The organism is Planctomycetota bacterium (assembly GCA_016125255.1).
Taxonomy (GTDB): Bacteria; Planctomycetota; Phycisphaerae; order Phycisphaerales; family Zrk34; genus RI-421.
Genome location: WGMD01000001.1, coordinates 65,917 through 89,368 on the forward strand (window position 1 = coordinate 65,917; position 23,452 = coordinate 89,368).

At 61.6% G+C, this 23,452-nt stretch carries 17 protein-coding genes and 1 riboswitch; of the genes, 7 read left to right on the forward strand and 10 right to left on the reverse strand.

The annotated features are described in order from the left end of the window. Nucleotides 1-495: 495 nt before the first annotated feature. Nucleotides 496-2,949 carry a PEP-CTERM sorting domain-containing protein gene (locus GC162_00295; protein ID MBI1367069.1) on the forward strand — a complete coding sequence of 818 codons (2,454 nt, stop codon included), beginning with the start codon at nucleotides 496-498 and terminating at the stop codon, nucleotides 2,947-2,949. A gap of 67 nt (nucleotides 2,950-3,016) precedes the next feature. Beyond that, nucleotides 3,017-3,973: a prepilin-type N-terminal cleavage/methylation domain-containing protein gene (locus tag GC162_00300; GenBank protein MBI1367070.1), complete on the forward strand. Its 957-nt coding sequence runs from the start codon at nucleotides 3,017-3,019 to the stop codon at nucleotides 3,971-3,973. Nucleotides 3,974-3,990: 17 nt separating this feature from the next. Here the strand turns inward: GC162_00300 and GC162_00305 are convergent, their stop codons facing one another. Beyond that, the gene (locus GC162_00305; protein ID MBI1367071.1) at nucleotides 3,991-4,875 is read right to left on the reverse strand and encodes a methyltransferase domain-containing protein; all 885 of its coding nucleotides are present in this window, start codon (nucleotides 4,873-4,875) and stop codon (nucleotides 3,991-3,993) included. A 92-nt stretch (nucleotides 4,876-4,967) separates the two neighbouring features. After that, nucleotides 4,968-5,153 (reverse strand): hypothetical protein, encoded by a 186-nt coding sequence (locus GC162_00310; GenBank protein ID MBI1367072.1) that lies wholly within the window; start codon nucleotides 5,151-5,153, stop codon nucleotides 4,968-4,970. A 222-nt stretch (nucleotides 5,154-5,375) separates the two neighbouring features. Beyond that, nucleotides 5,376-5,478, reverse strand: a riboswitch (SAM riboswitch). A gap of 289 nt (nucleotides 5,479-5,767) precedes the next feature. On the opposite strand from GC162_00310, the gene GC162_00315 reads away from it, so the two are divergent. Both GC162_00315 and GC162_00320 read left to right on the forward strand, forming a co-directional pair. Next, nucleotides 5,768-6,835 (forward strand): WYL domain-containing protein, encoded by a 1,068-nt coding sequence (locus GC162_00315; protein ID MBI1367073.1) that lies wholly within the window; start codon nucleotides 5,768-5,770, stop codon nucleotides 6,833-6,835. Continuing rightward, complete coding sequence (locus GC162_00320) at nucleotides 6,832-7,035, forward strand: hypothetical protein (GenBank protein ID MBI1367074.1); 204 nt, start codon at nucleotides 6,832-6,834, stop codon at nucleotides 7,033-7,035. Before GC162_00315 ends, GC162_00320 begins: the two co-directional genes overlap by 4 nt. A gap of 4 nt (nucleotides 7,036-7,039) precedes the next feature. Here the strand turns inward: GC162_00320 and GC162_00325 are convergent, their stop codons facing one another. Further along, the gene (locus tag GC162_00325; GenBank protein ID MBI1367075.1) at nucleotides 7,040-7,822 is read right to left on the reverse strand and encodes a hypothetical protein; all 783 of its coding nucleotides are present in this window, start codon (nucleotides 7,820-7,822) and stop codon (nucleotides 7,040-7,042) included. Between the two features lie 175 nt (nucleotides 7,823-7,997). Here GC162_00325 and GC162_00330 point away from each other — a divergent pair, with 175 nt between their 5' ends. Beyond that, nucleotides 7,998-8,591: an HD domain-containing protein gene (locus tag GC162_00330; GenBank protein ID MBI1367076.1), complete on the forward strand. Its 594-nt coding sequence runs from the start codon at nucleotides 7,998-8,000 to the stop codon at nucleotides 8,589-8,591. 6 nt (nucleotides 8,592-8,597) lie between these two features. Here the strand turns inward: GC162_00330 and GC162_00335 are convergent, their stop codons facing one another. Beyond that, the gene (locus GC162_00335; GenBank protein MBI1367077.1) at nucleotides 8,598-10,544 is read right to left on the reverse strand and encodes a hypothetical protein; all 1,947 of its coding nucleotides are present in this window, start codon (nucleotides 10,542-10,544) and stop codon (nucleotides 8,598-8,600) included. 287 nt (nucleotides 10,545-10,831) lie between these two features. On the opposite strand from GC162_00335, the gene GC162_00340 reads away from it, so the two are divergent. After that, nucleotides 10,832-11,083 carry a hypothetical protein gene (locus GC162_00340; GenBank protein MBI1367078.1) on the forward strand — a complete coding sequence of 84 codons (252 nt, stop codon included), beginning with the start codon at nucleotides 10,832-10,834 and terminating at the stop codon, nucleotides 11,081-11,083. Nucleotide 11,084: 1 nt separating this feature from the next. Then, a complete protein-coding gene (locus GC162_00345; protein ID MBI1367079.1) occupies nucleotides 11,085-11,432 on the forward strand; it encodes a helix-turn-helix domain-containing protein in 348 nt (115 codons plus the stop codon). Nucleotides 11,433-11,542: 110 nt separating this feature from the next. Here GC162_00345 and GC162_00350 read toward each other — a convergent pair whose 3' ends face one another. From GC162_00350 to GC162_00375, 6 genes are all read right to left on the reverse strand, one after another. After that, nucleotides 11,543-13,267, reverse strand: a complete 1,725-nt coding sequence (locus GC162_00350) for a hypothetical protein (GenBank protein ID MBI1367080.1) — start codon at nucleotides 13,265-13,267, stop codon at nucleotides 11,543-11,545. A 3,027-nt stretch (nucleotides 13,268-16,294) separates the two neighbouring features. Continuing rightward, on the reverse strand, nucleotides 16,295-17,188 hold the full coding sequence (locus GC162_00355) for a hypothetical protein (GenBank protein ID MBI1367081.1): 894 nt from the start codon (nucleotides 17,186-17,188) through the stop codon (nucleotides 16,295-16,297). A gap of 93 nt (nucleotides 17,189-17,281) precedes the next feature. Next, nucleotides 17,282-19,303 carry a hypothetical protein gene (locus GC162_00360; protein ID MBI1367082.1) on the reverse strand — a complete coding sequence of 674 codons (2,022 nt, stop codon included), beginning with the start codon at nucleotides 19,301-19,303 and terminating at the stop codon, nucleotides 17,282-17,284. 9 nt (nucleotides 19,304-19,312) lie between these two features. Further along, a complete protein-coding gene (locus GC162_00365; protein ID MBI1367083.1) occupies nucleotides 19,313-19,795 on the reverse strand; it encodes a hypothetical protein in 483 nt (160 codons plus the stop codon). Between the two features lie 76 nt (nucleotides 19,796-19,871). Then, the gene (locus tag GC162_00370; protein MBI1367084.1) at nucleotides 19,872-22,211 is read right to left on the reverse strand and encodes a hypothetical protein; all 2,340 of its coding nucleotides are present in this window, start codon (nucleotides 22,209-22,211) and stop codon (nucleotides 19,872-19,874) included. Nucleotides 22,212-22,502: 291 nt separating this feature from the next. Further along, nucleotides 22,503-23,396 carry a prepilin-type N-terminal cleavage/methylation domain-containing protein gene (locus tag GC162_00375; GenBank protein ID MBI1367085.1) on the reverse strand — a complete coding sequence of 298 codons (894 nt, stop codon included), beginning with the start codon at nucleotides 23,394-23,396 and terminating at the stop codon, nucleotides 22,503-22,505. Nucleotides 23,397-23,452 lie beyond the last annotated feature (56 nt).

The following is a 23,452-nucleotide window of genomic DNA, read 5'->3' on the forward strand; positions in this document are numbered from 1 at the left end:
ATCGAAGCCCACGCCTTGACGGCGTGGGCTTTTTTCATTGACCACAAATTATGCACTTCCCCCGCCCGAACTCCTCCAATGCGCAGATTTCACGCAGCAAAATCGTCATAATCCGCGGATTTTGGCATTGGCACAGCGCTTGCATTACCGAACCGGATGCGGCCAGTGGAAGTGATTTACTGGGCAGTGCGCCTCGTCGCGATGATCGTGCGTGAGCAACTGTGCCGGAACGCTTCCAATGCCGACCTTCTCCGGGCGGACCGCGTTTTATTGACACCGGTTTATTCGATGCCTCGCGTAATGCAAACATTCTGATTCTAAATTGTCTACCGACAGTGGACGGGGAATGAGACCCACCGCCCAACCTGTCACACTTGGTCTTTGACCGCAAAGACCAATCGGGATGACCCGCTCCGGGGTTGTCTCTTGGAGACCGACGAAAGCGTTTTCGTCGGAAGTTTTGTGACATGTGCTTATGAGAATGAGGAGCACGCGATGAGATTGTCCAAGGTGATGTCGTGGAGAAATCGTATTAACCGCAAGAGCCCCTTGGCCGCGCTGACCTTCGCCGGCCTGTCGCTCGCCGCCACCGCCTCCGCCGCCCGCGCGGATCTTTTGGCGTACTGGAACTTCAACACCGGGTTCAATTCCGCCAACGTCAACACGGCGAACAATGCCTGGGCGCTGGCCACACCCATTGCCGCCAACGCCGGTTCGGGCTCCGGCAGCATCAGTCTCGCGAGTTGGACCGGCACGACCGACGCTTTCAATGGCGACACGACCAACGCGCTCTTCGGCGATGCCGCCGGCGCGACCCTGTCCCTCGAAAGCAGCGCGGGCAACAACTCGTGGATCGACGTCAGTCTCTCGACGACCGGATACGAGAACATCATCCTGACCCTCGCCGGCCGCGGCACCAGCACGGGGTTCAGCACCGGCACATGGTCTTGGTCGACGGACGGCTCGACGTTCACCACACTCGTCGGCACCAACACCGCCACCACCGGCTCGAGCTTCAGTCTCAAAACCGCGGATTTCTCGGCCATTTCCGGCGTGAACAACGCGGCATCCCTGACGCTCCGATACACCCTCAGCGGCGCGACCAGCACCAGCGGCAACAACCGCATCGACAACGTGCAGATCAACGGCACCGCGCTCGCCGCCGCCCCCACTGTCTTCACCTTTGACGCCGACACCGGCACCGCCGGGGCGCAGGACGGCGACGGCGTATGGGCCAACGGCGACAATCACTGGCAGGCCGCAGGGGCGCAGCAGACCTGGTCCAACGCCACCCCCGACAGCGCGATCTTCGGCTCCGGTCTGGGCGGCAACGGCGGAGCCGGTGCGACCGTCACCGTCTCCAGCCCCGTGACCGTCAAGGACGTCACCTTCGACGCCGCCTCGACCGACAATTACACGATCACCGGTTCGCAGGTGAACCTGACCGGCAACATCGATGACAACAAGACCGCCGCCATCAACAGCGATATCAAGTTCGGCGGATCGAACATCGTCGACGTCGCTTCGGGTCAGGTCCTGACGCTCGGCGGCAAGTTCATGGAAGACAGCGGCGGCTCCGGCGCGTTCAAAGTCCAGGGCGCCGGACGCGTCGTCGTCACCGGCGACAGCTCCAGCACCGGGTTCTCCGGCGTGATCACGCTCACCAACCCCGTCACCTTCGAAGTCGCCGCCGGCGGCAACACCGGCTTCGCGGCCGTCAACTCCACCAGCGGATCCAACGCCGTCTACTCCGGCGACGGCACCTACGGCGGCGGCATCAACATCTTCAACGGCACCATCGAAGGCAACGCCACCATCGGCACTGACCTGGGCGGCGGCATCACCCTCGGTGACGCCATCATCAGCGGCACCATCACCCCCGGCTACGCCGCCGGCGACACCTCCGGCCAGATCACCGCCGTCGCCAACATGAAGCTCTTCTCCACGACCTACAAGTGGAACCTGACCGCCCTCAAGGACGACGCCACCGGCATCGCCGGGGCGGACTGGGACCTGATCAAGGTCAACGGCGACCTCTACGACGGCGCCAGCGGCGCGGGCACGTCCGCCTTTTCGCTGGACATCTCCCTTGATATCGATCCGACCATGGCCGACTCTTTCTGGAGTTCCAACCATAGCTGGCTCATCGCCGACGCCGCCACCAACGGCGCCACCAGCGGCAAGCAGGTCAACTTCTCGACGCTCGTCGGCTCGCCCACCGGGTTCTCGACGCATCTGGACGCCGGCGGCGACATCTTCCTCGACTTCACCGCGGGCGTCGTGACCCCCTCGGGCACCGGCGACATCGCCATCACCGAGTTCATGGCCAACCCCCATGCCGGCGGCGACTCGGACCTGGAATGGGTCGAACTCTACAACTACGACTCGACGAGCATCAACCTCGACGGATGGCGCCTCAAGGACGATGACACCAACAACTCCCTCCTGCCGTCGTTCGACCTGGCTCCGGGTGAATTCCTCATCCTTGCCCGCAACAAGACGGCGTTCGAGGCGGCCTGGCTCGCCGGCGTCGCCAATGACCACGTCATCGATCTGTCGAGTCTGGAACTGGCCAATGGCAATGACGAACTCGTGCTCGTCGACGCCAACGGCGACGTCGTCTGGCGACTGGCCTACAACGGCGGCATCGCCGACGGGTTCTCCGTCTATCTCGCCGACACCGACTTCGCGCACACCAACTACGGCACCAAGACCGGCAACGTGATCAACACCAACGGCACCGACCCTGAAACCGGCACGATCGGCTACGAGTCCAACGCCACGCGCATGGACGGCAGCGGATTCTACAGCGGTGATCCGAACATGCTCGGACCCGATTTCGGTAGCCCGTTCGCCCTGTCCACCGCCCCCATCGCCGTGCCCGAACCCTCGACGTTCGGCCTGCTGACCATCGGCGCCATGACCCTGATCCGCCGCCGCAAGCGGTAATCGTCCACGCACCCGTCGAAAGCTGGGGGATGAACGTCCCTCAGCTTTCCTTTTTGAATGGAAACCCATGAAGAACCGGAACGGATTCACCCTCGTCGAACTGCTCGTGGTCGTGGCGATCATCGCCCTGCTCATCAGCATCCTGCTCCCCTCGCTCTCGCGCGCCCGTGCCGTCGCGCAGCAGGTCGCCTGCCTCGCCACCCTGCGCGGGGCCGGTCAGTGCATGGTCACCTATACCATCGAACACAAGGACTGGCTCGCCGGCCCCAACACCTCCGGCGCGTTCATCACCAGCGGCACCTCGACCTACCCCACGCAGTACGACGGCAAAAAGTCCCCGACGTACAACATGGACTGGGTCTCGCCCACCATGGGCGACGCGCTGGGCCTGCCCGAAAATCGCGATGAACGCATCAAGGCCATCTTCAACAACGCCTTCACCTGCGCCTCCAACAAGGAAGACTGGGACGCCAGCTACAACGGCTCGTACACCCCCATCACCGGCCTGCGCGTCGCCAGCTACTCGGCCATGAACGGGTTCCACATCACCAAGGACTCCAAGCCGACCGCCTTTGACGCCGGCTACGCCAACTACCTGCCGCGCGTCCCCGCCGCCTATGTGCCCAAACTCGGCGCCGTCGGACGGGCCGCAAACAAGGTCTACGCCATGGACGGCGCCCGATATGTCCAGTACGGCAACGGCGTCATCAGCTACAACACTTTCGTCTGGCAGAACGACGGCGGAAACTTCATGAACTTCTCCCCCGCCGTCCCCAAACTCAACAGCGACGGCGACCCCTACAAGCGCGTCACCGACACCGGCCCGCTCACCGACACCGCCGAGCGTTTCGCCTATCGCCACGTCAACAGCTCGATTAACGGCGTGTACTTCGACGGCCACGCCGCCAATATCGAAGAAAAGGACTCGCGCGATCCGGCCATGTACTGGCCCTCCAAGTCGCGCGTCATCCTCACCAACGCCTTCTACAGCACCCAGTACGCCATCGGCGCCACCCTGCCCTGACGCGCGACTTCCGGACGTCAACTTCCGGGGACGGGGGCGATCAGCGTGAACTGGCAAACATCCAGATGACCCGTGCGGAAGTAATGCGCGCAGCCGGTCAGGTATTTCATGTAGCGCTCGTAGACTTCCTCGCTCGTCAGGGCGATGGCGTCCGCTTTCCGCGCGGCGAGATTCTCCGCCCAGCAGGTCAACGTGCGCGCGTAGTGTAGACGCAGGGAGTGAACGCGCTGCACCTCGAAGCCGGCTTCACGGGCGTACTGCTCGATGACGGAAGCGCGCGTCAGCTGCCCGCCGGGGAAGATTTCCTTCTGAATGAATTTGGCGAAGAGCACGTGTTCGTGCGTCATGAGCGTCTGCCCGGGCTCGAGCGTCTGCTCCGTACCGTAGACGATCGTGTGCAGCATCATCCTTCCCGGCGGCGACGCAGCTCCGTTCAACAGATCGCGACACTTGGCGAAAAACGCCCCGAAGCGCGCCAGCCGAAAATGCTCAAACGCCCCGATGCTCACAATCCGGTCCACCGGCTCATGGAACTCCTCCCATCCCATCAACCGGTACTCGACGTTCGCGAGCCCCGCCGCCTTGGCGCGCTCGGTCGCGGTGCGCTGCTGATTGCGGCTGAGCGTCAGGCCGATGGCGTTGACATCGTACATCTCCACCGCCCGGCGCGCCGTCGCGCCCCAGCCGCAGCCGATGTCCAGAAGCCGCATGCCCGGCTTCAGGTCGCACTTGCCCAATGACAACTCGATCTTCGCCCGCTGCGCCTCCGCCAGCGTCATGTCCTCGCGCTCAAAGTACGCGCAGCTATAGGTCATCGACGGATCGAGAAACAGCGTGAAAAAGTCATCCGACAGATCGTAATGCGCCTGCACATCCCCAAAATTCGGCTCGAGTTTCGACATGGCCGAATTCTACCATCGACGCGACCGAACCGCCGGGAAAATCGGCGGCGGGCCGGTGGGTCGACCCGCCGCCGCTGTGTGTTGTCGGCGCGCTACTTCGCGCCGTTGCCCTCCGCCAAATCGGGCTTCTTCGCCTCGTCGGGCGTCGCCTCCGGCTTCTTCACCGGCGGGGCGCTGTTGCGAAACACAATGAACAGCCCCGAGCGCAGGATCGGATGATCCGGCGGCAAGGGCTCGACGCCGCGTGATTGCAGATATTCTTCGAGTCGCTTATCCATGATGGGGATTCCCTTCGCAAAGCACGTACAAAGTGCGCGTGTCTATGAAATTTGGATTCACGTTCGATCATCAATCATCTGAAAATGTGCGGCGGAGCTCGGGGCATGGGGCGTCCTTGGTCGCATGAAGCGGGTGGCGGACGCGGAGATGAACACTGGGATGCCCCAACAAAAAACCCCTAGTGACGGAGGGGGCCCGCCGTTGGTTGCCCGCGTTTGCGGGCCGCATCGTTCCTGTGTCCAGGTCAGCAGTGGCACCTTGCCGGCGAAGGCAGGTTGCCGGGCGATCTTCGGGCTGAGGCCCTCACGCCGCTCGCGATGCACGATTCAATTGTCGAACGGCATCACTCTAGCCGCGGTTCGCCGCCGGTCCAGTGAAATTCCACTTCGGTCCGTTGCGCCCTGACGCGCCCTTGTCAGTGGCGTCGGTAGACTGCCCCTAGACTCGTGATGCACGGACGCATGCGACACATCGAACGGCCCATCCCGGCGGTCGGCTCCGGAGGCGATCGCCGCGGATTCCGGGGGGCTCAACCCCGGGGTCGGACCTTTGGTTCCGTCCCCGGCTTTTCATATCGCCCCCGACGGCAATAGGCTTGTGAGGCGATCCCGCGATGACTAGACTGGCGTTCTCATCCTCTGTTGCGGGGGCTTTTGCCGTGCCGGCCGATTACAGTCGCATTCATCGTCTTCTGCGGATCCTCACGCTCATTCAATCCGACGGCGACTGGACCGCGCAGCGTCTGGCTCAGACATGCAGCGTCACCGTGCGGACGATCTATCGTGACATGAAGATGCTCGAAGGGGCCGGCATCCCCTACTTCTTCGACACGCGGACGAACGGGTACCGTGTGCGCCGCGACTTTTTCATGCCGCCGGTTTCGCTCACGCTCGATGAATCGCTCGCCCTCATCGCGCTGGGCGAGCACGTCGGCGACAAGGAGCAGATTCCCCTCACCCGCGCCGCCGGCCGCGCCATCACCAAAATCCGCAGCCAGCTCCCCGCCGCCATGCGCGATGAACTGGAGCGGCTTGACGGCCACATCGACATCCGCCTCGCCCGCGCCGGTCCGCATGAAGGCATCGCCGATGTGTACGAACAGATGCGCGCCGCCATCGCCGGCGGGCGCATCCTGCGCTGCCAGTATGATTCGATCGATGGAACGCGTCGCGGCCGGCGCGGCGAGACATCGTTCGACTTCTCGCCCTACACGCTGTTCTTTTCGCAGCGGGCGTGGTACGTGCTGGGTCATCACGCCGGCCGGCGGGCGGTGCGCTGCCTCAAGCTCAATCGCTTCTCGGCCGTGCAGCCCACGGCGCGTTCCTTCAAGATTCCCCGCACATTCAGCGTCGATCGACATCTGGGCGATGCCTGGCGCATGATCCGCGGGTCCGAGAGTTACGGCGTCGAGCTGCGATTTGACGCCGCGTTCGCCGAGACGATCGCCGACACGCACTGGCACCACACGCAGGAGATCGAATGGCACGCGGATCAATCGATCACCTTTCGGTGCTGCGTGGACGGGCTGGACGAGATCGTGTGGTGGATTCTGAGTATGGGGCCGCACTGCGTGGTGATCGAGCCGGTCGAGCTGGCGGACCGTGTGCGTGATCTGGCACAGGGGATGGTCGATGCGTACGCACCCCGATCCAAACCGTCCCGCCGCAAGTCAAAGCGATGAACTCCGACCCGCTCCATCGCTGCATCGACCTGACGCTCCGCGAGTGGATGCGCTCGTGCCGTCATGCCCGTCCGCTCTCCCCGCCGAATCTCCGCCGCGTGCTGGAGCGCCATTGTCGCCGCACGCGGCCCGACGCCGATGACCTACAGATTCATGTCATGGTGCAAAGCGGATGGCAAACGATCCTCGATCGACTCTGATCGCTCATCCTTCAAACTGCGGCGTGCCGGGATTTCGGATCGGGCAGCCTTCCATCACCCATTCCAGAGCTGCCATCCGTAGCGCCGAGTATTCCTCCCCGATCACCAGTGCATCTTCGTAGAACGACTCAGCCCGTTCGTTGACCATCTCCGCCTCAACGGTCGTCAGAAGCAGTTCAGGGTCGCGCCGCGGCGGGACGGTTTCCGCCTCCGGCTCATCCGCCGTGGCCCATCCTCTCCACGTGCTCGCCCACAAGCTCGCCGCCAGTCGCGGCGCCCCGCCCCAGGTCCGTGTCAACGCCCCGATGAGCGCCGCCCGCATGCGGCTGACTAAAAATGCCATCGCCTGACAACGCAACGTCTCGTCCAGGTCTTCTCGGATCAGATCCAAAATGTCGTCCAGTCCGTCCGTCTCGTTTTCAACAATCGCCGATTCGATCTCCCGCCAGTCTTCCGACGTGCGCGCCATCGTCAGACTGTCCATGCTTGTTTCTTCAAAGTCGCGAAACAGTTCATACCACGCCTGCCAATCCGGATCATCGCTTTCAATATCCTCCACAAGTGTGCCGAAATCCTTGTATATCCAAACGATCGCCATCACTGCGACCATCAGCCGCGCAGCTGCCATCCCGTCATCTGCGCTGATCGATTCAAACCATTGCGAGTCATCAAGCTGATCCCACGTGCGCTTGCCCCACCACATCAGCGTGCTGCCCTCGCAAAAAAAGCATTCATCCGCCAAGGAGAAATACAAATCCACCGTAGACCAGTCCGAAGGGATCCACATGACCACACCTCTGACGCGCTGTCACAAGAACAAATCCAATGTATCAACTCGCCTGACATCCTCATGTCAGGCGTGCCGCCGAGAACTTCAAAACGCAATGCACTCCGCATCGATGCCGCGCTAGACTTGCACGGCGGGTCGGGACCGAGGGTTCGATCGCCGGCAAAGCAAATTTATGGAAAGGATCGTCATGCTGCCGATTTCCGAGCGGTTTGAGGAGGCGGTCGGGTTCGCCCTGCGTCTGCACCGCGAGCAGGCCCGCAAGGGTTCGCGGATTCCGTACGTGGCGCACCTGTTGAGCGTGGCGGCGCTGGCGATGGAGCACGGGGCGGACGAAGACGAGGCGATCGCGGCGCTACTGCACGATGCGGTCGAGGATCAGGGCGGGTTGCCGACGCTGGAGGCGATCCGCGAAACGTTTGGCGAGCGCGTGGCGAATCTCGTGGCCGGGTGCACGGATTCGTACGCTCAGCCCAAGCCGCCTTGGCGAGCGCGGAAGGAAACGTACCTAGCGCACCTGCGCGAGGCGGATGCGTCGATTCGCCTCATCAGCGCCTGCGACAAGCTTCACAACGCGCGGGCGATTCTCAGCGACTATCTGACGCTGGGGCCGCGCGTGTTCGAACGGTTCAAGGGCGGTCGCGACGGCACGCTCTGGTACTACCGCAGTCTCGCGGACATCTTCGCACAGACCGGGCCGCACCCGCTGTCGAGCGAACTGGAGCGTGTCGTGCGTGAACTGGAGCGTGTCGCGGACAAGGCGGCGTGAAGCCGATCACTCGCCCATGAGCTTCGCCAGCGTCGGCTCAAGCTTGTCGAACAACGCGGCGTAACCGGCGGCGCTGGGGTGGACTTCGTCGTTGAACTTCGCTTTGTCGGCGACGCCGTCGGCGGTGACGAAAACGTCGCGGGCGTCGATATAGGTGATGTACGGTTTGTCAACGAGCGGCGCGAGCAGCGCGTTGACCTGGGCGGGTTCGGTCTTGTGTTTGTTTTGCCGCGGAAGTACGCCCAGCAGGAGAATCCGCGTCGTCGGGCAATGGTCGTGAATGCGATCGCACACGGCGGCGACGCCGGCGGCGATCTGGTCAGCGGTGTTGTAGTCGAGGTTGTTCGTCCCGATGAGAACGAGCGCCGCCTTCGGCGCGATGCCTTCGAGTTCGCCGTGATCGAGGCGCCAGAGGACGTTTTCGGTGCGGTCCCATCCGAACCCGAGGTTCGCCGCATCGCGCGGCGCGAGATGCTTGCTCCATGCGTCGGTCCCGCGCGCGATCGGGGCCTTGGGTTCGCCGGCGAAGTAGTGCATGATCGAATCGCCGATCACGATCAGTCGCGGCGGACGGGCCTTGATGAAATCCAATACCTGATGATGCCGCGTCTGCCAGTCATAGATGCGATAGTCGCGGTCCTGCGTCACGGGCACGATCGCTGAATTGTCAGCGGGTTGGGCCTGGAGCTGCGCGGCGAGCCACGGGCTGACTTTTTCCGCCCACATCTGACCGTGCGCCCGCTGGCCCGCCTCGCTGAAATGCACGCCGGTCCGCATCTTCGCGTCGAGCGTATCCGTGTCCGGCCCTTCGGTCGTCACGCCGTCGCTCCACAGCTTCGCCTGCCCGGCGCGGATCGCTTCGCTCACGTGCGACCCATCGACGATTGCCTTGTTGTACGACGCCTGCGCGGTGATCCAGGGCATGGGCCATGCGGCATCGCGGCGCATGTGCGTGATGATCGTCGTCATCGCCGCGGCGTACTCGTCGCCGGTCAGACGCCGCGGCGTGGGGCTCGGCTGATTGGAATCCGATTCGCCCTGATGCCAGAGCACCGCGCGGAACCCGTGCGGGCCGAGCTGGCGAATACGCTCGATCGCATGATCGTACAACTTACCTTGCGATTCGTAGGCGTCGCCGACCTGCGTGAAGTTTCCGCCGGCGGTGGGTTTGACGGCGTATCGCTCGCCGGCGGGGAGCCATTGATTGACGCTCGTCCCGCCGAAGCCCGTCGACGCAATGCCGATCGGCACGCCGAACTTCTCCGCCATCGCATCGCCGAACGCCGGCCAGCAGCTCCCGCCTTTCGATCCGTCGCCCGTACCCGGCTGCGGATCGTCAGCAAGGCGCCATGACTTGCCGTCGAACGTCGCGACCATGCCGCTCGCCGGTTTGAGCGGCGTCTGTCCGTAGTTGGTGGAGTTGGACTGACCGGCGATGACGAAGACTTCGCCCACGCCGACGTGTTCGACCGTCGCCGCGCTGCCGATTGCTTCCTTGCCTTTGACCGGCTGCACGCTCACGCGGAACCATCCGCCGGCGGGCGTGATGAACGCCGAGTCGAATTGATGGGTCGTCGCATTCACCGGCGCACGGAACTGCACATTCGCCTCGCCGTCGACGCCCTTGCCGCTGAGCGTGATGAGGATCGCATCCGCCCCCTCGTCCGCCGTCCCGCGTACGCTCACCGCCCCCTGCGACCGGCTCACGCGCTCAAACACCTGATACTCGATCGGGGCTTCGAGCCGAACCTCCCCGCGCGTCGACGCCCTCATCGACAGCGCCGCCAGCAGCACCAGCCCGAGAAACCCAACCCGCCGTGTGACCGTTTGTTGTATCCTCATCCCCGCATGATAACACCGCCGCCCCCGCCCCATTCCCCGCCAAAACGAAAAACCCGGCACCAATGGGCGCCGGGTCTTCAAAGCGGGTGATGGGATTTGAACCCACGACATTCACGTTGGCAACAGCCCCCGGAAGTGGCGTATTGTTCGATCCAAGCGCCGGTTATGACGTTCGAAAAACACTCGGTGACCGACTCGGTGCTGGAACACGGGGCACGTGTGTCCATCAAAGGGCAATAGTGTCAAAAAGCCCAACATTACGCCCAAAAATCATAACGCATGTGATGGCAATGAATTGGAAATGGCCATCGCCTGAAGTTGATGGCGTTCGTGTCGCGGGGTGTTGACATTCGCGCCGGGCTGTGGTAATATTTACCAACAATCGGAGAGTCTGGCCGATGTACCCGTTCGTTCTGTGGAACTCGATCAACGAAACCAAGATCGCGGATCATCAGGTCAGCAAGGCCGAGGTACATGATGTGCTGGACGACCCGATCATCGACGAAGTCCCCAGCCAGTCGAACCCCGCCTACTGCGTGGTGCAGGGCGAAACCCGGCACGGCCGCTGGCTCATCGTGGTGTACGAAAAAGTCGATCAGGACACGATCCGACCGGTCACGGCCTACGAGCCCCAACCCCCGAGCCACTGACATGACCCATCGCAAGAGCAAACCCGTTAAGGAACAGGCGACCGACGCAATCCGGCGGCGGCACGCGAAAATCATCCAGCACGTGGAGGGGCGGCGCGATGAACTGGCCGAACAGGCGCGGCGGAAGATGGCTGAACTCGAACCCATCCGCGAGGTGATGGCCCAACTCAAGACCCATCGTGAACGGGCCGGCCTGAGCCTGACCGATCTGGCCAAACGGACCGGCATCGACAAATCAAACCTGTCGAAGTTGGAAAACGCGCGATATCCCAACGCCACGGTGGACACGCTGACGAGGATCGCCACGGCATTGGGCGTTCGGCTGAGATGGGTCGTCGAAGCGGCGTGAGGCATCACGGGCCGGGTGAGATCAAGGTCGTTGGACATCCTCAATTCACCGCACGCCCCGTGATCCTTCTTGTATTTACCCGGTGAAGTGTTCGGACTTGAATCCGCCCGTCAGCGAAGCCGTCTGCCGAAGACAAGGAAGTTGCGGAAGTGGAAACGGCCGGGCGGTTTGGTTTTGTCGGCGTCGGGTATGCGTTCGATGCGAACATATTGGGCGCGGACGCCGCGTTGTTGCAGGTCCACGCGGTAGACGTCCTGAGCTGCGTCGAATGACGCCACTTCCGTCCATGTCTTGCCGTCTGCGGAAACGGAGACTCGAAGCGGCGCGGCCCACTGAAACTCGTCCTGTGTCGATGCGAATTCGTATCGGTTCACAAGTACAATGCCTGTCAGCAGACTCTCGCCGGCCACCTGAACCTCCGCCCACGGCTTCTCCTCGGGGTTGGTGTCGAACCATCCGCCGAAGCCGCCGCTAAGCAGTTGTGCGTAAGAGAGCGGCCGATCATGCTCGCAGGCGCTACTGGTGCGCAACAAGCCGGAGCTGCTCAACACGTCGCCGGGAAACGGCGCGTACTTCGGCGCCGCGGCGGCTTGTGCGTCGTTGAGAAACACGTCGCCTGGTTTGAGCGGCGGGAGCATCTGTGCAGCCATCCGGTTCCAAAGCCGGTAGCTGGCCATGTCGCCGGCTTCCCCGGCTTTGCGGATGCAGGTCGAGAGGGTGGCGCGGAGCAGATTCTTGTCCACCTTGTCGCCTTGCGATCGGAAGAATTCGGCATACGCGGTGGCGGAGTAGGCGGCAAAGTGGTTCTTGCTCCAGTTGAGCACCTGCTCGAACACCCAATTGTCCTTCGGATTGTCGTTATGATGGATGGCGAGCAACTTGCCGAAATACATCGCCGCCACGGCCGGATCGCCGATCTGGTTGGTTTGCCATTGCAACAGGTCGTCATACGAGAATGTGACGAGCTTTTGACCGTTTTCCTGCCGCAGTTCTCGGTTGCAAGCCAGCAGCACGCCGACCCGCTCCAGCGGCGTCATGCCCGGCAGCACCTTGTCCAGGCATCGTCGCGTCAGCGCCCAGCCGGCTTCGTGATAAGCGGGGAATGTATGTGCGGCCCGCCGACCCAGATCGAGCCACGTTCCGGCCGGCACGTCCTTGACGGATTCCAAGGTCTTGATGCAGGCGAGCCACGTGCCGTAGTTGGTCGGCTGTGCTTTGATGGCTTGTTCGTAGGTTTTCATCCAATCGGTGGCGGGACTCGGCGGCACGCCGTCCAAACCGACCGTCAGATACAAGTCGCCGCCGCCCTGACTGAACTCCACCCGCATGTCGTGTCGGCCTGGCGTGAGGGCGATTTCCTTTTCCTGGCGGCTGCAATTGGCCCCGACGATGGCGTTGCCGTCGATCGACACACGGCTGCTGTCGTCGGATTTCGTGCTGATCCGGAACAACCCCGACTTGTTCACTTGAATCTGGCCCTCCCAAACGACGCCGAAGTTCTGCGGCGATGACGGCTCAACAGTAGCAAGGTCGATACCGGAACATGAGCCGGTCTTGTCCGGCGTGAGCTTGGAAAAGTCGGGCAAGCCTGCGCCGACGCCATGCTGATAAACGCTGTACCGCCACCCCGGCAGGAATTGAGCGCGGGGCTTGTCACGCTCGACTTGCAATTGTGCCAGCCAGACGAGTCGGGCGGCGGTGAGGAAACCCCTGCTGCAGCGTTCCGAGCACCTGCCGGTAGCGCTCCACCAGCCGATACCGGTTGCCGTCTCCCCACTCCAGCGCCAGCGCCGTCGCAATGCGCTGGTGGACCAGCGGCTGGCTGAGGGGTTCATACCGGCTCAAGAGCCAGAGATTTTCCAACGCCTGCGGAGAGTCGGCGGGATCGGAGGCGAGGAACGATTCCATCCAGTTCGTATCACCAAAGAATGCTTGCAGGAATGTGCTGCCGCCTTCGCGAGCGGCGATGTCGGCGACCTTGTTCTCGCCACAGACATGAATCACTTCGTATCGCGCCAGGTCCGCACGCAACTGAGGCGACGCCATCACGCGTTCGAGGTCGGCAGCGCCGGCTGCGGCTTTGGCCGCAAGCGTGTCGCTGAGCTTCTGCTGCATCGAGGTGATGTCGTCGAACGTCATTATCGACGTAGTCGCCGCTGCAACAGAACGAGACCCGGCAACGGGAGTGATGGGCAAAAGTTCCGGCTGAATGTCGAAGTTGCCGGCGCTGTCGGTCCGCCCCTCCGTGGCTTGGGCTTCGACGCGAAGAACGACTTTGCGATCCTCCCGCCAATCTTTGAGATCGAGCGTGACTTCAACAGTGCGATGGTCCGGCCCGAGAACCGCATCGGGCGCGGCTTCCGCCAACACCGTCGCACCATCCAGCAGCGCGATGCGTTTGACCATAAGCGCATCACTGCCGCCGGTTGTGTTCATGCGGACTTTGTACGGCCCGGCATGGTCGAAGAAATACGCGGTGTCGGTCATGTCCCATGTGTTCAAACCGGATTGGACCTGACTGGCCGCCCAGCCATAGGTCAACATCGGCGCCTCTGTGCGATGAAACATGCCCAGGTAACCGGTGGCGCCGATGCCCCAGAATGTGGTCGAATCCAAAGCAGCGATTTCCCGCTGCACCTCAAATCGCTGATCCTCGTGACCAGGCCAGCGCTTATCAATGAGAAACTTCGCGATCATGATGCGCTGGATTTGTTCATGATCGAGCACCCGGTTGCGTGGATCGTGCAACTCCTTGTTCACGCTGACCACCGCCGCCTCATAATCGGCATCGGTGAGATCCTTCTTGTTCAGAATGTCATTCCAACTGGGTTTGGCCCACGGCACGCCGCTCCTCGGGTCGGAACCAAAGCCAAGCCAGCGGATCGCACCGCTTTCATCCGCCGGGTCGGCGGCCCGGATTTCATCGTGGACGAACTTGTAACAATGGTCGTTGCCATCCCAGTTGGCGAAACCCATCACGCTCAGGCTCCGCCGCAGCAGTTCGGCCTTCGCCGGGCCTCGCGCCTGCTCAGCTTCCGCCCATAATGCATCACGCTTCTCCCGTACCGCTCGCATTTCCATGATGCGGGCCGCCATGGTCCTGGAAGTCAGCTCCAGCCGCGGCTTGTTCTCGCAGGCCACCGCTCGACCTTCACTGTCCATCAATGCGATGCGCGGGCAGTACGTCTTGTCCCACCAGGAGAATTGACGGTTCCTGCTTTGGAGCACCTGCGCCTGTGAGACAAGACGAACATCGCCATCCACCGCCTTATCCGCCAGGACGGCGGCGCGCACGCTGCCGGGGATATGCTGGCCCCATGGCGATTTGCAGATGAGCCGAACCTCCAGCGACGCGCCCGCCGGCACGGGCGATGCCAGCACCAGCAGCAATGTGCGACGCTGATGCTGATGCGCCAACGGATTCCAGAAGTTGTCCGACCGATCGTTGACGCCGTCGATCGCCAGCCATGCGCCCCAGTCGCCCTCGGTGGCGCTCGCCCAGTCGGCGACGAACTTCACGGGTGTACCGGCAACGACCACTTCAACTTCGCTGAGGGTGAAGTTGCCGTTGTGCGCCAGGCCGGGGCCGTCGCCGGGCAGTTTCGGGTCCGTTGGAAAATCAAGACGCAGCACGCTGCCGCCCGTACGGGCTCTCATCTTCAACGTCAGCGTGTCCTCGCCCGGCGTGTTGCCGCCGGTGGCGATCCATGCGCCGTCGTCGCGCCGGGAGTAGACGAGATTGTTCTGCGAAACGACACTGATGATTTCGCTGGGCGGGATCGGCGCATCGTCTTCGCAAATGTCCGCCAGATGGCGTGGCGGCGAGCTGCCGATCTGAACTTCCGAAAATCCCGTCACACCGCATCGCACCGCGGAGCATTCACCACGGACGGCGCGTCCGCCGAGGACTTCAGCGTGATCCACGGCAACGAGAATGAACTTGTCGCCCAGCGCCTCGGCGAAGTCGTCGGCGAGCCACACGTTGTGATACAGCGTCTCACCCAGTCGATTCCAATCGCTGCCGCGCTGAATAACAACGATGTCCTTGCCGGTTGCCTTGGCGCGTGCCAGCGCGGCCTCATAGTTGTCCGCGCGTTCCGCCAGGGACCTCTTGATGTGTTCGAGTGTGCCGGGTGCATTCGCGACCGCAACAGACGGCGACTTTGCGATAGCCGCCGGCTCAGTCGCCCGCAGTAGGGGCGTGACCACCGGCGAAGTCGACGATGACGCGACAACAATCGTCGGCATAGCTGGCGGCGATTCGACGCCGGCAATTGGCGCTATCGGTGGTCGATCAGGAGCCGTCGTGGAAGCGGTATCGCCGGCGTCAGGATTGTGGGAGAACCAGACGGCTCCGATGAATGCCGTCAACAGCACGACCATAACAATGATGTTGCCGAAAATTGCGGCAACCTTTAGCCCCCGGTTAGGCGAACGATCAGAAAACGCGTGGCCGTCGGTATGACGTGCCGGCTCCGCAGGCAATAGCGGCTGCGTGGCTTTGGAGTCGCGGACGTTGTGGAATACACGAAATCTCGCATCACATTTCACGCATCGCACGGCAGTGGAATCGACCCTTCCGTCCGATTGATATCTTTGTCCGCACCGTGAACATTGAATTGTCATTTTCGTTGATCTATGCATTGGGGTGCTCTCGATGACGGTGTATTTTGCTTGCTTGCGGTGAGAACTGAGATTGATGATCGGAAAAATCAGGCCGGCGACCAGGATAATCTCGCGTCTCCAACAGATCCACGTACAAGTGGATCATCGCCGGCTGGCCGCCGAGCAGGGTACCGAGTTCCCCTCTTTCGGAACATAATCCGCGGAAGGCATATTGATGGGAAATGCGGCCTGTCATTTCAGTTCTCGCCGGTGCGAATGCGTCCGTCCGCGTCGATGGTGTATCGCTGACGGAACTGGCACGTGTCGCCCACGGCGAGGTGCTGACCGGTGACGCATAGGAGAATGAGGCGGATTTCGCCGGGTTTTCGGGATTTGGGCAGCGAATTGATTTCAAAAGAAAACGTGTCGTCCGCGCCGAGTGTGCCGGCATAACTCACCGCGTCATAATCATCATGGCCATCGGGGTCAACATAAGCCACTACGCCATAGACGGGCTGGTTGGACGTGAACTTGCCGGTGATGTTCAACTGCCCGGCGGCGGGCGAGTTGACCACGCAGTTCGTCACGATGGCATTCCATTGTTTCGTCAATCCCTTATCCACGCCGGAAAACAGCGGGTTGGAGGCCAGCCACAGCGCGTGCGCCAGCGTAATGAAAGAACCATTTCCCTCGTGACGAAGTTCCTCGCGCAAATGCTGGTTGCCGTCACCCATGAGCGCATGGCCGCGAACGGGCCGGTCCGCCGGCGTCTCGGCGTTGTGCGGCAGACCGAAGCAATGGCCCAGCTCGTGAGTCGTACCGCCGATGAAAAAACTCTGGTAGCGGCCATAACTGATGCGGCCGTATTGCCGGTCATTCACCCATTGATTCGTGTCCATAAAAAAACGCGGGTCGAGAATATCCGAATCAAATTGCCAGCAGAAGCCGCTGTGACAATCACCCATCCCGCAATACGGGCTGTTGTGCCAAGTGTTCGAGCCTTCATGGTTACCCAGCCGCGTGAAGACGACGACATGGTTCGTGCTCAACCTGACACCTTCGGCTTCCAAAACCTTTTTCACATCCTCGCGGATTTCATTCGCCGACCTCTCCTCGGAATACTCGGCGGCGGGACGTGAACCCTTGACCATGTGAATGATCACCTTGCCTTCGGCGTCCCTGGCGAGTGGAATACCCCGCGACGGCAGGCCGTACGCGATTAAGGATTTTCATTTGGTGATGTTTCATTTGGTAAGCAATCCGATTTCGGCAACGGTGATGTGATTACCGTCGGCGCTGTGTTTGGCGACGAACTTGAAAAAGCGCGCGGACACCGGCTTGTCAAACGTGACGGTTTGCTCGACCGGGTGGGCCTTGATGTTACCGAACTCGCCTTCCGCCACCGGCCTGCCCCAGTCTTTGCCGTCGGCGCTGAGATAGAACGCATATTGATCCACGATGCCGCGGGTGCTGCCGTCTTGCCGGGGCAGATAGGTAAATCCGGCAAAGGTCTCGATCTTGCCGAGGTCAACGACGATCTCATGCGGGGCGGGGTGTTCGCCGTCCGAGCCGTGGGTGTGCCACAGCGTACCGGGGTTGCCGTCAATCGCATTCCTCGCTGCGCCCGCTTCGTAGGAAACAGAGACTACTTTCCACTTGGCTTTCATCGCCATTTTTGGATCGCCACCAACCGGCGGGACCCACATGTCGAATTCGGGTTCGAGGAACAAGCCGAAATCCGACAATGCCGGGCACACCGGCGATTTGGTGACGCGAATACGAACTTTGCCGGTGGTTGTTTTAGGAACGCGCCACAGATGACATGCTCCGATGGATTCCGCCTTGGCGATTTCCTTCCACGCACCGTCCTGCCAAACGTCCACCGCCACACCTTGGATGCGTAAACCGAGGCGGATGTCCTCGCGGAGGCGAATCAGATTGAACGTTTTCTGGCCGGAAAGCTCGAATGTCACTTCGGGCGTTGTCACGGAATCATCGGTTACCCAGGCACTCCAACGGTCGTCATCGAGCAATTTTTGCGTGTCGTATTCCCGGGTGTCGCCGCCGCGGATGTTGCTGGCATAGGGCTTCGCACCGTCAGCGAGGTTCGTTGCAAATGTCGCGCGAAGATGTTCACCGAACTGACGGAGGCTTTCGACGTCATTTTCATACAGGATGCCTCGACGGTCGGGCGGAACGTTGAGAATGAGCGTCGCGCTGTGGCCGACAGAGTTCAGATAGATCTGCATAAGATTTTCCGGCGAACGCACCTTGCCATTTTCGGACGCATCCCAGAACCAGCCGGGACGGATGGAGACATCCACTTCCGCGGGGCACCATGTCTTGCCGCCAAGGATGCCGGGACCGAGCTTGTTATTACCGTCGATAATATGGCCGGGCGCTTCGTTCGGCACGTAGTCAATTGTCGCGCGGCACGGGTCGGGCGACCAACCGTCTTCATTGCCCACCCACCGGCAATCCGGGCCGGCATCGGAAAAGATGTTCGCGTTGGGTTGGAGCTTCCGAATCAACTGCCACGTGGCTGGCCATTGGTAATACGTCGCGGCATCAATGTTGCGGCGCTCGTTCACGTCTTGGGATTCGACCGGGCCGACTGTGCCCTTGTAGTAACCGGTGCCGCCGTTCGCACCGTCGAACCAAACCTCGAAAATCGGGCCGTAGCCTGTAAGCAGTTCCCGGAGTTGATTGCGGTAATAGGTGATGTAACCAGGCCGGCCATACTCCGGATAATTGCGATCCCACGGCGAGAGATAGACGCCGAATTTCATGTCCGCGTTCTTGCACGCCTGCGCGAACTCCGCCACCACATCGCCTTGGCCGTTCTTCCAGGGCGCATTTTTCACACTGTGCTCGGTGAATTTCGACGGCCAGAGACAAAAACCATCGTGGTGCTTGCAGGTGAGGACCACGCCCGTCAGTCCGCCGGCTTTCAGCGCGCCGACGATCTGATTCGCGTCGAACGCCGTGGGATTGAATGCAGTTTCGCTCTCGCCGCCGGTGCCCCATTGGCGGCCGGTGAACGTGTCCACCGTGAAATGGCAGAACGCATACATCTCCATTTCCTGATGCGCCAGTTGCCGGGGCGTCGGCGTCGCGCCATACGGTTTGGGCGGTTCGGCCGCGCCGGCTTGGGTAGCGATCAGCGAAACGGTCAGAACGATAAGGATGTGCCTCATTTTCATTTGGCCATTCGCAATGTTGATTGTGTTTCTCGACTTTGGCGACCATTGAGCATGCGATTCCATCACCGCGATTCAAAATGTCCCGGTTTGTTCGCCGATCACCTTGTAGTCATTGCCGTCTTCGGGTTTGAACTGAACCTGAACGCGGTATTGAAAGCCCACGCCGGCAATGCCGATGCGCAGGGTCGTCGGTGCGATTTTCATGGGATTCGTCGCGCCGCGCGTGCCGCGTCTGATTGGCCCGAGGTTCAGGACGTTTCGTTCCGCATCCTCGCCGTAAGCGCGATACCGGGACCACACGCTGAGTGTGAACTCGTGATAGTCGTTGACTTCACTGATGGCGTAGGCAACGCGTAACCAGCCTTTGCCGGGCGTCTCGCAATTGAACGAGACTTCGTCGGCTCTGGCGATGGACGGCGTGACCACCCCACACGCCGGCGCCAAGCACCAGCCCAAATATTGAATCGCCCTGCGGCGCGAGATGATCCTTTTCGATCCCAATGATGGACCGCGATCGGTTGGGCACATGAACGATGAGTTGCGGTCGAGCGTCACGGCGCATTCCTTGTGCAGATTTTGCGAGACATTTTGAAATTTGGAGCCGATACACGGGTCGTACCGATCTTCTCCATCACGGACCGGGAATTTCGAGTTGGGCCTGTTTGCCGGCCTCGGTGTCGGGGTAGAGTTTGATGATCATTTCGAATTGGCGGCGGGCGATGTCGGGGTGGCCGGTCTGCTTGAGGGACGCGGCCAGATCGTAGAGGCGCTTGGCGTCCTTCTCGCGTTCGACCTTTCGATCGACTTCGCGGATGGCCTCGAAGTTCTTCATGGTCTGCCTGTTGCTCTCGTAACCGTCGATCCATTGCTGGGCGATCTGGGCGGCGGGCGTGTTGTCGTAGTTCTTGACGATCGCGGTGTAGGCGACGTAGGCGTCGTAGTCTTTGCCCTGGGTGCGGAAGCGGTCGGCGGATTCGAGCTGGCGCAAGGCGAGCGCGGAGCGCACGTCGTCACGAGACAACTTGGCGGAGTTGTCGGGCAGATGAAGCGGCGCGACCTGCGGGCGAAGCGCCTCGGCGAGCGCTTTGACCGCTTCGCTATTGGCTTCGCTTCGGTTGAGCCGCGCCACGTCCTTGGCGCCGTCGCCTTCGGGGGCCGCGAGCGAGGCGAGGCGGGTGACACTGTCCTCGGGCGTCCGGCCATCCTTGCGGGCCTTAATCCAGTCGATGTACGGCTCGATGCCGGCGAACTGCTCAAGGAACTCGTTGAAGACCTTGGTCTTCACACCCGGGGCGCGTTCGATGTATTTGAGTCGTGCGTGATACACGCGGCCAGCTTCGACCCGCTGCTTGTTGGTCGGATCGTTGAAGACGGTGTTGAGTTGATCGGTTTGGGGGCGGAACTCGGGCAGGTCGCCGTAGAGGCCGAAGAAATTGCGCAGCTCAAGATTGCCCTCGTAAAGCTCTCCGCGGTCGAATTCAGCGAGGATTTCGCTGAAGCGCGTGCGCGCCGGGCCGACGACGAACTCGTAGAGCAGTTTGGCTTTGTCGGCGTCGGTCCCGGAGCCCCCGATGATCGGAGCGGCGTCGATGAGCGCGGCGCGAATCTTCTTGTCGCGGATCATAGTGTAGATCGAGCGTAGTTTCGGAGATAACTCGCCGAAGCGGACGCCGGCGATGCGCGGGTAGCCGCCGTAGACGTACAGATATCGGCGTGATGAGCAGAGGATGTAGCCAAGGCAGGCGTTGGAGATGATGCGGGTATTGAGGTAGGAGTCGCCGCCGTTGTTTTCCTTGCCGGGGGCATAGTCTGCGGAGAAGTCGGGTTGGCGGCAGAGCGTAAAGTACCATCGCCACTCGTCCATGTAGGCGCGGAAGCCGTCGGGGTCCGTCGCGGCAAGCGAGGCGAAAGCGGGTGCCATAGCCGGTACAGTGAAAGCATGATTCTCACGCACGGATTTGGGATTGTTCTTGAGCCAGCTCGCCCATCGTTTGCGATAGTCGGGTTCGATATTGGCGACATAGGCCGCGAGGATGGTCTGGCCGGTTCGACCATGGCCCTGGTGATCGTCGGAAGCCCAAGCGTATCCGACTCCACCCCCACCCCCGGTGCAGTCCTTGAGCCACTTCAATGAGCGGTTCCACGCCTCGTCAGGAACCTTCGCGCCGCACTCGCGCGCCATCGCCCAGAACCACATCACGCCGCTGGTCACGATGTTCAGGCCGCCGCCATTGTAGGTCACCGGCAGGCCCCCGTGGCCGAACCGGCCGGTCTGTTTGTCCTGGTTCTCGACGAGTCTGTCAACGCGTTCCTGGATCAGCGGGAGCACCGACTCATCCTGCGTCGCCAGATAATATTCGCAGAGGAAGATGCCCGAATAGAAATGGGCCCAGTTCCAGTCGGTGACGTTGATGCCATTTCTACGGATGCGTTCGACGATCTGCTTGACGTTCTCGTCGTACTTCGAGTCGCCGGAGCCGAGCAATGTAAGTCCCGCCCACGCCATGGTGGTATAGTCCGCTCCAGCACTGTAGCCGGTCCACCAATACCCGTCACGCTGGGTCGCCGCCAGAAAACGACAGATGCCGTCGAGATACGCCTCGGACTTGGCGCAGTCGTAGGGCCAGGTCTTGCTCAGTGGGGGCTGACGCGGGATGTCAATGGTGATCTTCGTCTCCGACCCGTCACGCAGCACAGTGAGCACGAGGCCCGCTTCGCCCTCGGAGCGCGACTCGCTGATTTCGATCTGATCGCCGAGAACGCGCTGCGGACCGTCGCCGCCGGTATTCGGATCGCTGTTGGCTTTGGGAAATTTAACGCCATTCGCCGCGATGATCAGGTCGCCGACCTTTAGTCCCCCCTTGGCACCAGGCGCGTTGGCGTCAAGTTGCGTGACCTTAAACTCGGCGGTGTCGTATGCGACGGTTCCATGACCGCCGATCGCGCCGAGCGGGTACGTCGCCCACAGCACGCTTGGAGTGACGAAGACAAAGAGCGCAAGAAACGCGACCGTTACGATTGCGCTATGTTGACGGACCCACGCATGACATTTCACCGAACAACCTTTCAATTGGTGATATGTAAAAAGACCGGGATGACCCATCTGCTTGAAAATCCCTCATACCGTTTGAACGGACATTTTCCAAGACTCGCTGCCCATGAGGATTCCATCGTCGATTCGAGGGTGACATCGGGTCTCGCCGAGGATGCGGAGAGCGTCGAACCGGATCGCTGCGCCCGCGTGGTTTATGCTATGGGCGGCTCAAGGCGCCCAGATGGCGGCGAAGTAGGCGTAGTCGGGGCTGTTGGGGGCGGGCGTACCGAACCAGCCGAGGGAGTTGGTCTGCGGATCGCCGAAGCGGTAGAAGACGACATGCCCATCGGCAAAGCTGTGGGGGTTGCCGCCGCCGTGGCGGTCAGCGGGCCAGTCGATCCAAACATACGAGAGGGGTCCGCTGTGCGGATCGCCCAGCCAGAAAGAGCCGTCGTTGTATCCGCGCGGATCGGAATCGTCGAGAAAATCCAGACGTTTTGACGGATTGACGATCGCGCTCACCGAGCGGGCGGGATTGAGATAACCACTCAAGTCGAGCGGGACATGGCCATTAAGATAGGTCCCGATGGAATAGCTGCGGATGTAGTCAACTCGGTTTTCATTGGGGCAGCGATAGATGGCCGCCTGTTTGCCGATGTAGGTCCACAAACTTCCATCGCTCATCGTCTTGATCGTTTCGGGGATCGTGTCATTGAGCACCCAGCAGGTCTCAGCAGGCACGTCCGACCAGCCCGCCGTCTCAGCGCCAGGCAGACGCATGAAATGATCGGAAGTGAAACCGATCTGCGCCTGCGTGAGCTGACGCTGATTGGACATACACACGGTGATGCGAGCCGCCTGGCGGGCGGCGCTCAGGCTCGGCATCAGTATCGCGATCAGCAGGGCGATGATGCTGACGACAACAAGTAGTTCAATCAGTGTGAAGGCGTTTTTCCGCATGGGGATCCCTTCTTGGCGGTCAATCCGCAACCGAGGATGCGTGATGCGTTGCGTCGCGTCGCGCCGATGAGACTGTGACCTGGAGGATGTCGCCGTCATCACGATAATGGGGTGTATGTCAGCACAGAACATTTGAACGCGTTCAAAATACGTTTGATCCACTTTCGCGGATCAAACGTCTTGTCATCGCCCTGCCGTTTGCCTGAAACATTCAGGCC

Coding starts and splice junctions, on each gene's coding strand:
- GC162_00320 (MBI1367074.1), top strand. CDS start 6,832: ATGAACTCCGACCCGCTCCATCGCTGCATCGACCTGACGCTCCGCGAG.
- GC162_00300 (MBI1367070.1), top strand. CDS start 3,017: ATGAAGAACCGGAACGGATTCACCCTCGTCGAACTGCTCGTGGTCGTG.
- GC162_00340 (MBI1367078.1), top strand. CDS start 10,832: ATGTACCCGTTCGTTCTGTGGAACTCGATCAACGAAACCAAGATCGCG.
- GC162_00305 (MBI1367071.1), bottom strand. CDS start 4,875: ATGTCGAAACTCGAGCCGAATTTTGGGGATGTGCAGGCGCATTACGAT.
- GC162_00310 (MBI1367072.1), bottom strand. CDS start 5,153: ATGGATAAGCGACTCGAAGAATATCTGCAATCACGCGGCGTCGAGCCC.
- GC162_00355 (MBI1367081.1), bottom strand. CDS start 17,188: ATGGTCAAGGGTTCACGTCCCGCCGCCGAGTATTCCGAGGAGAGGTCG.
- GC162_00350 (MBI1367080.1), bottom strand. CDS start 13,267: ATGAACCCCTCAGCCAGCCGCTGGTCCACCAGCGCATTGCGACGGCGC.
- GC162_00345 (MBI1367079.1), top strand. CDS start 11,085: ATGACCCATCGCAAGAGCAAACCCGTTAAGGAACAGGCGACCGACGCA.
- GC162_00295 (MBI1367069.1), top strand. CDS start 496: ATGAGATTGTCCAAGGTGATGTCGTGGAGAAATCGTATTAACCGCAAG.
- GC162_00360 (MBI1367082.1), bottom strand. CDS start 19,303: ATGGAATCGCATGCTCAATGGTCGCCAAAGTCGAGAAACACAATCAAC.
- GC162_00330 (MBI1367076.1), top strand. CDS start 7,998: ATGGAAAGGATCGTCATGCTGCCGATTTCCGAGCGGTTTGAGGAGGCG.
- GC162_00315 (MBI1367073.1), top strand. CDS start 5,768: ATGACTAGACTGGCGTTCTCATCCTCTGTTGCGGGGGCTTTTGCCGTG.
- GC162_00335 (MBI1367077.1), bottom strand. CDS start 10,544: ATGTCGTGGGTTCAAATCCCATCACCCGCTTTGAAGACCCGGCGCCCA.
- GC162_00325 (MBI1367075.1), bottom strand. CDS start 7,822: ATGTGGATCCCTTCGGACTGGTCTACGGTGGATTTGTATTTCTCCTTG.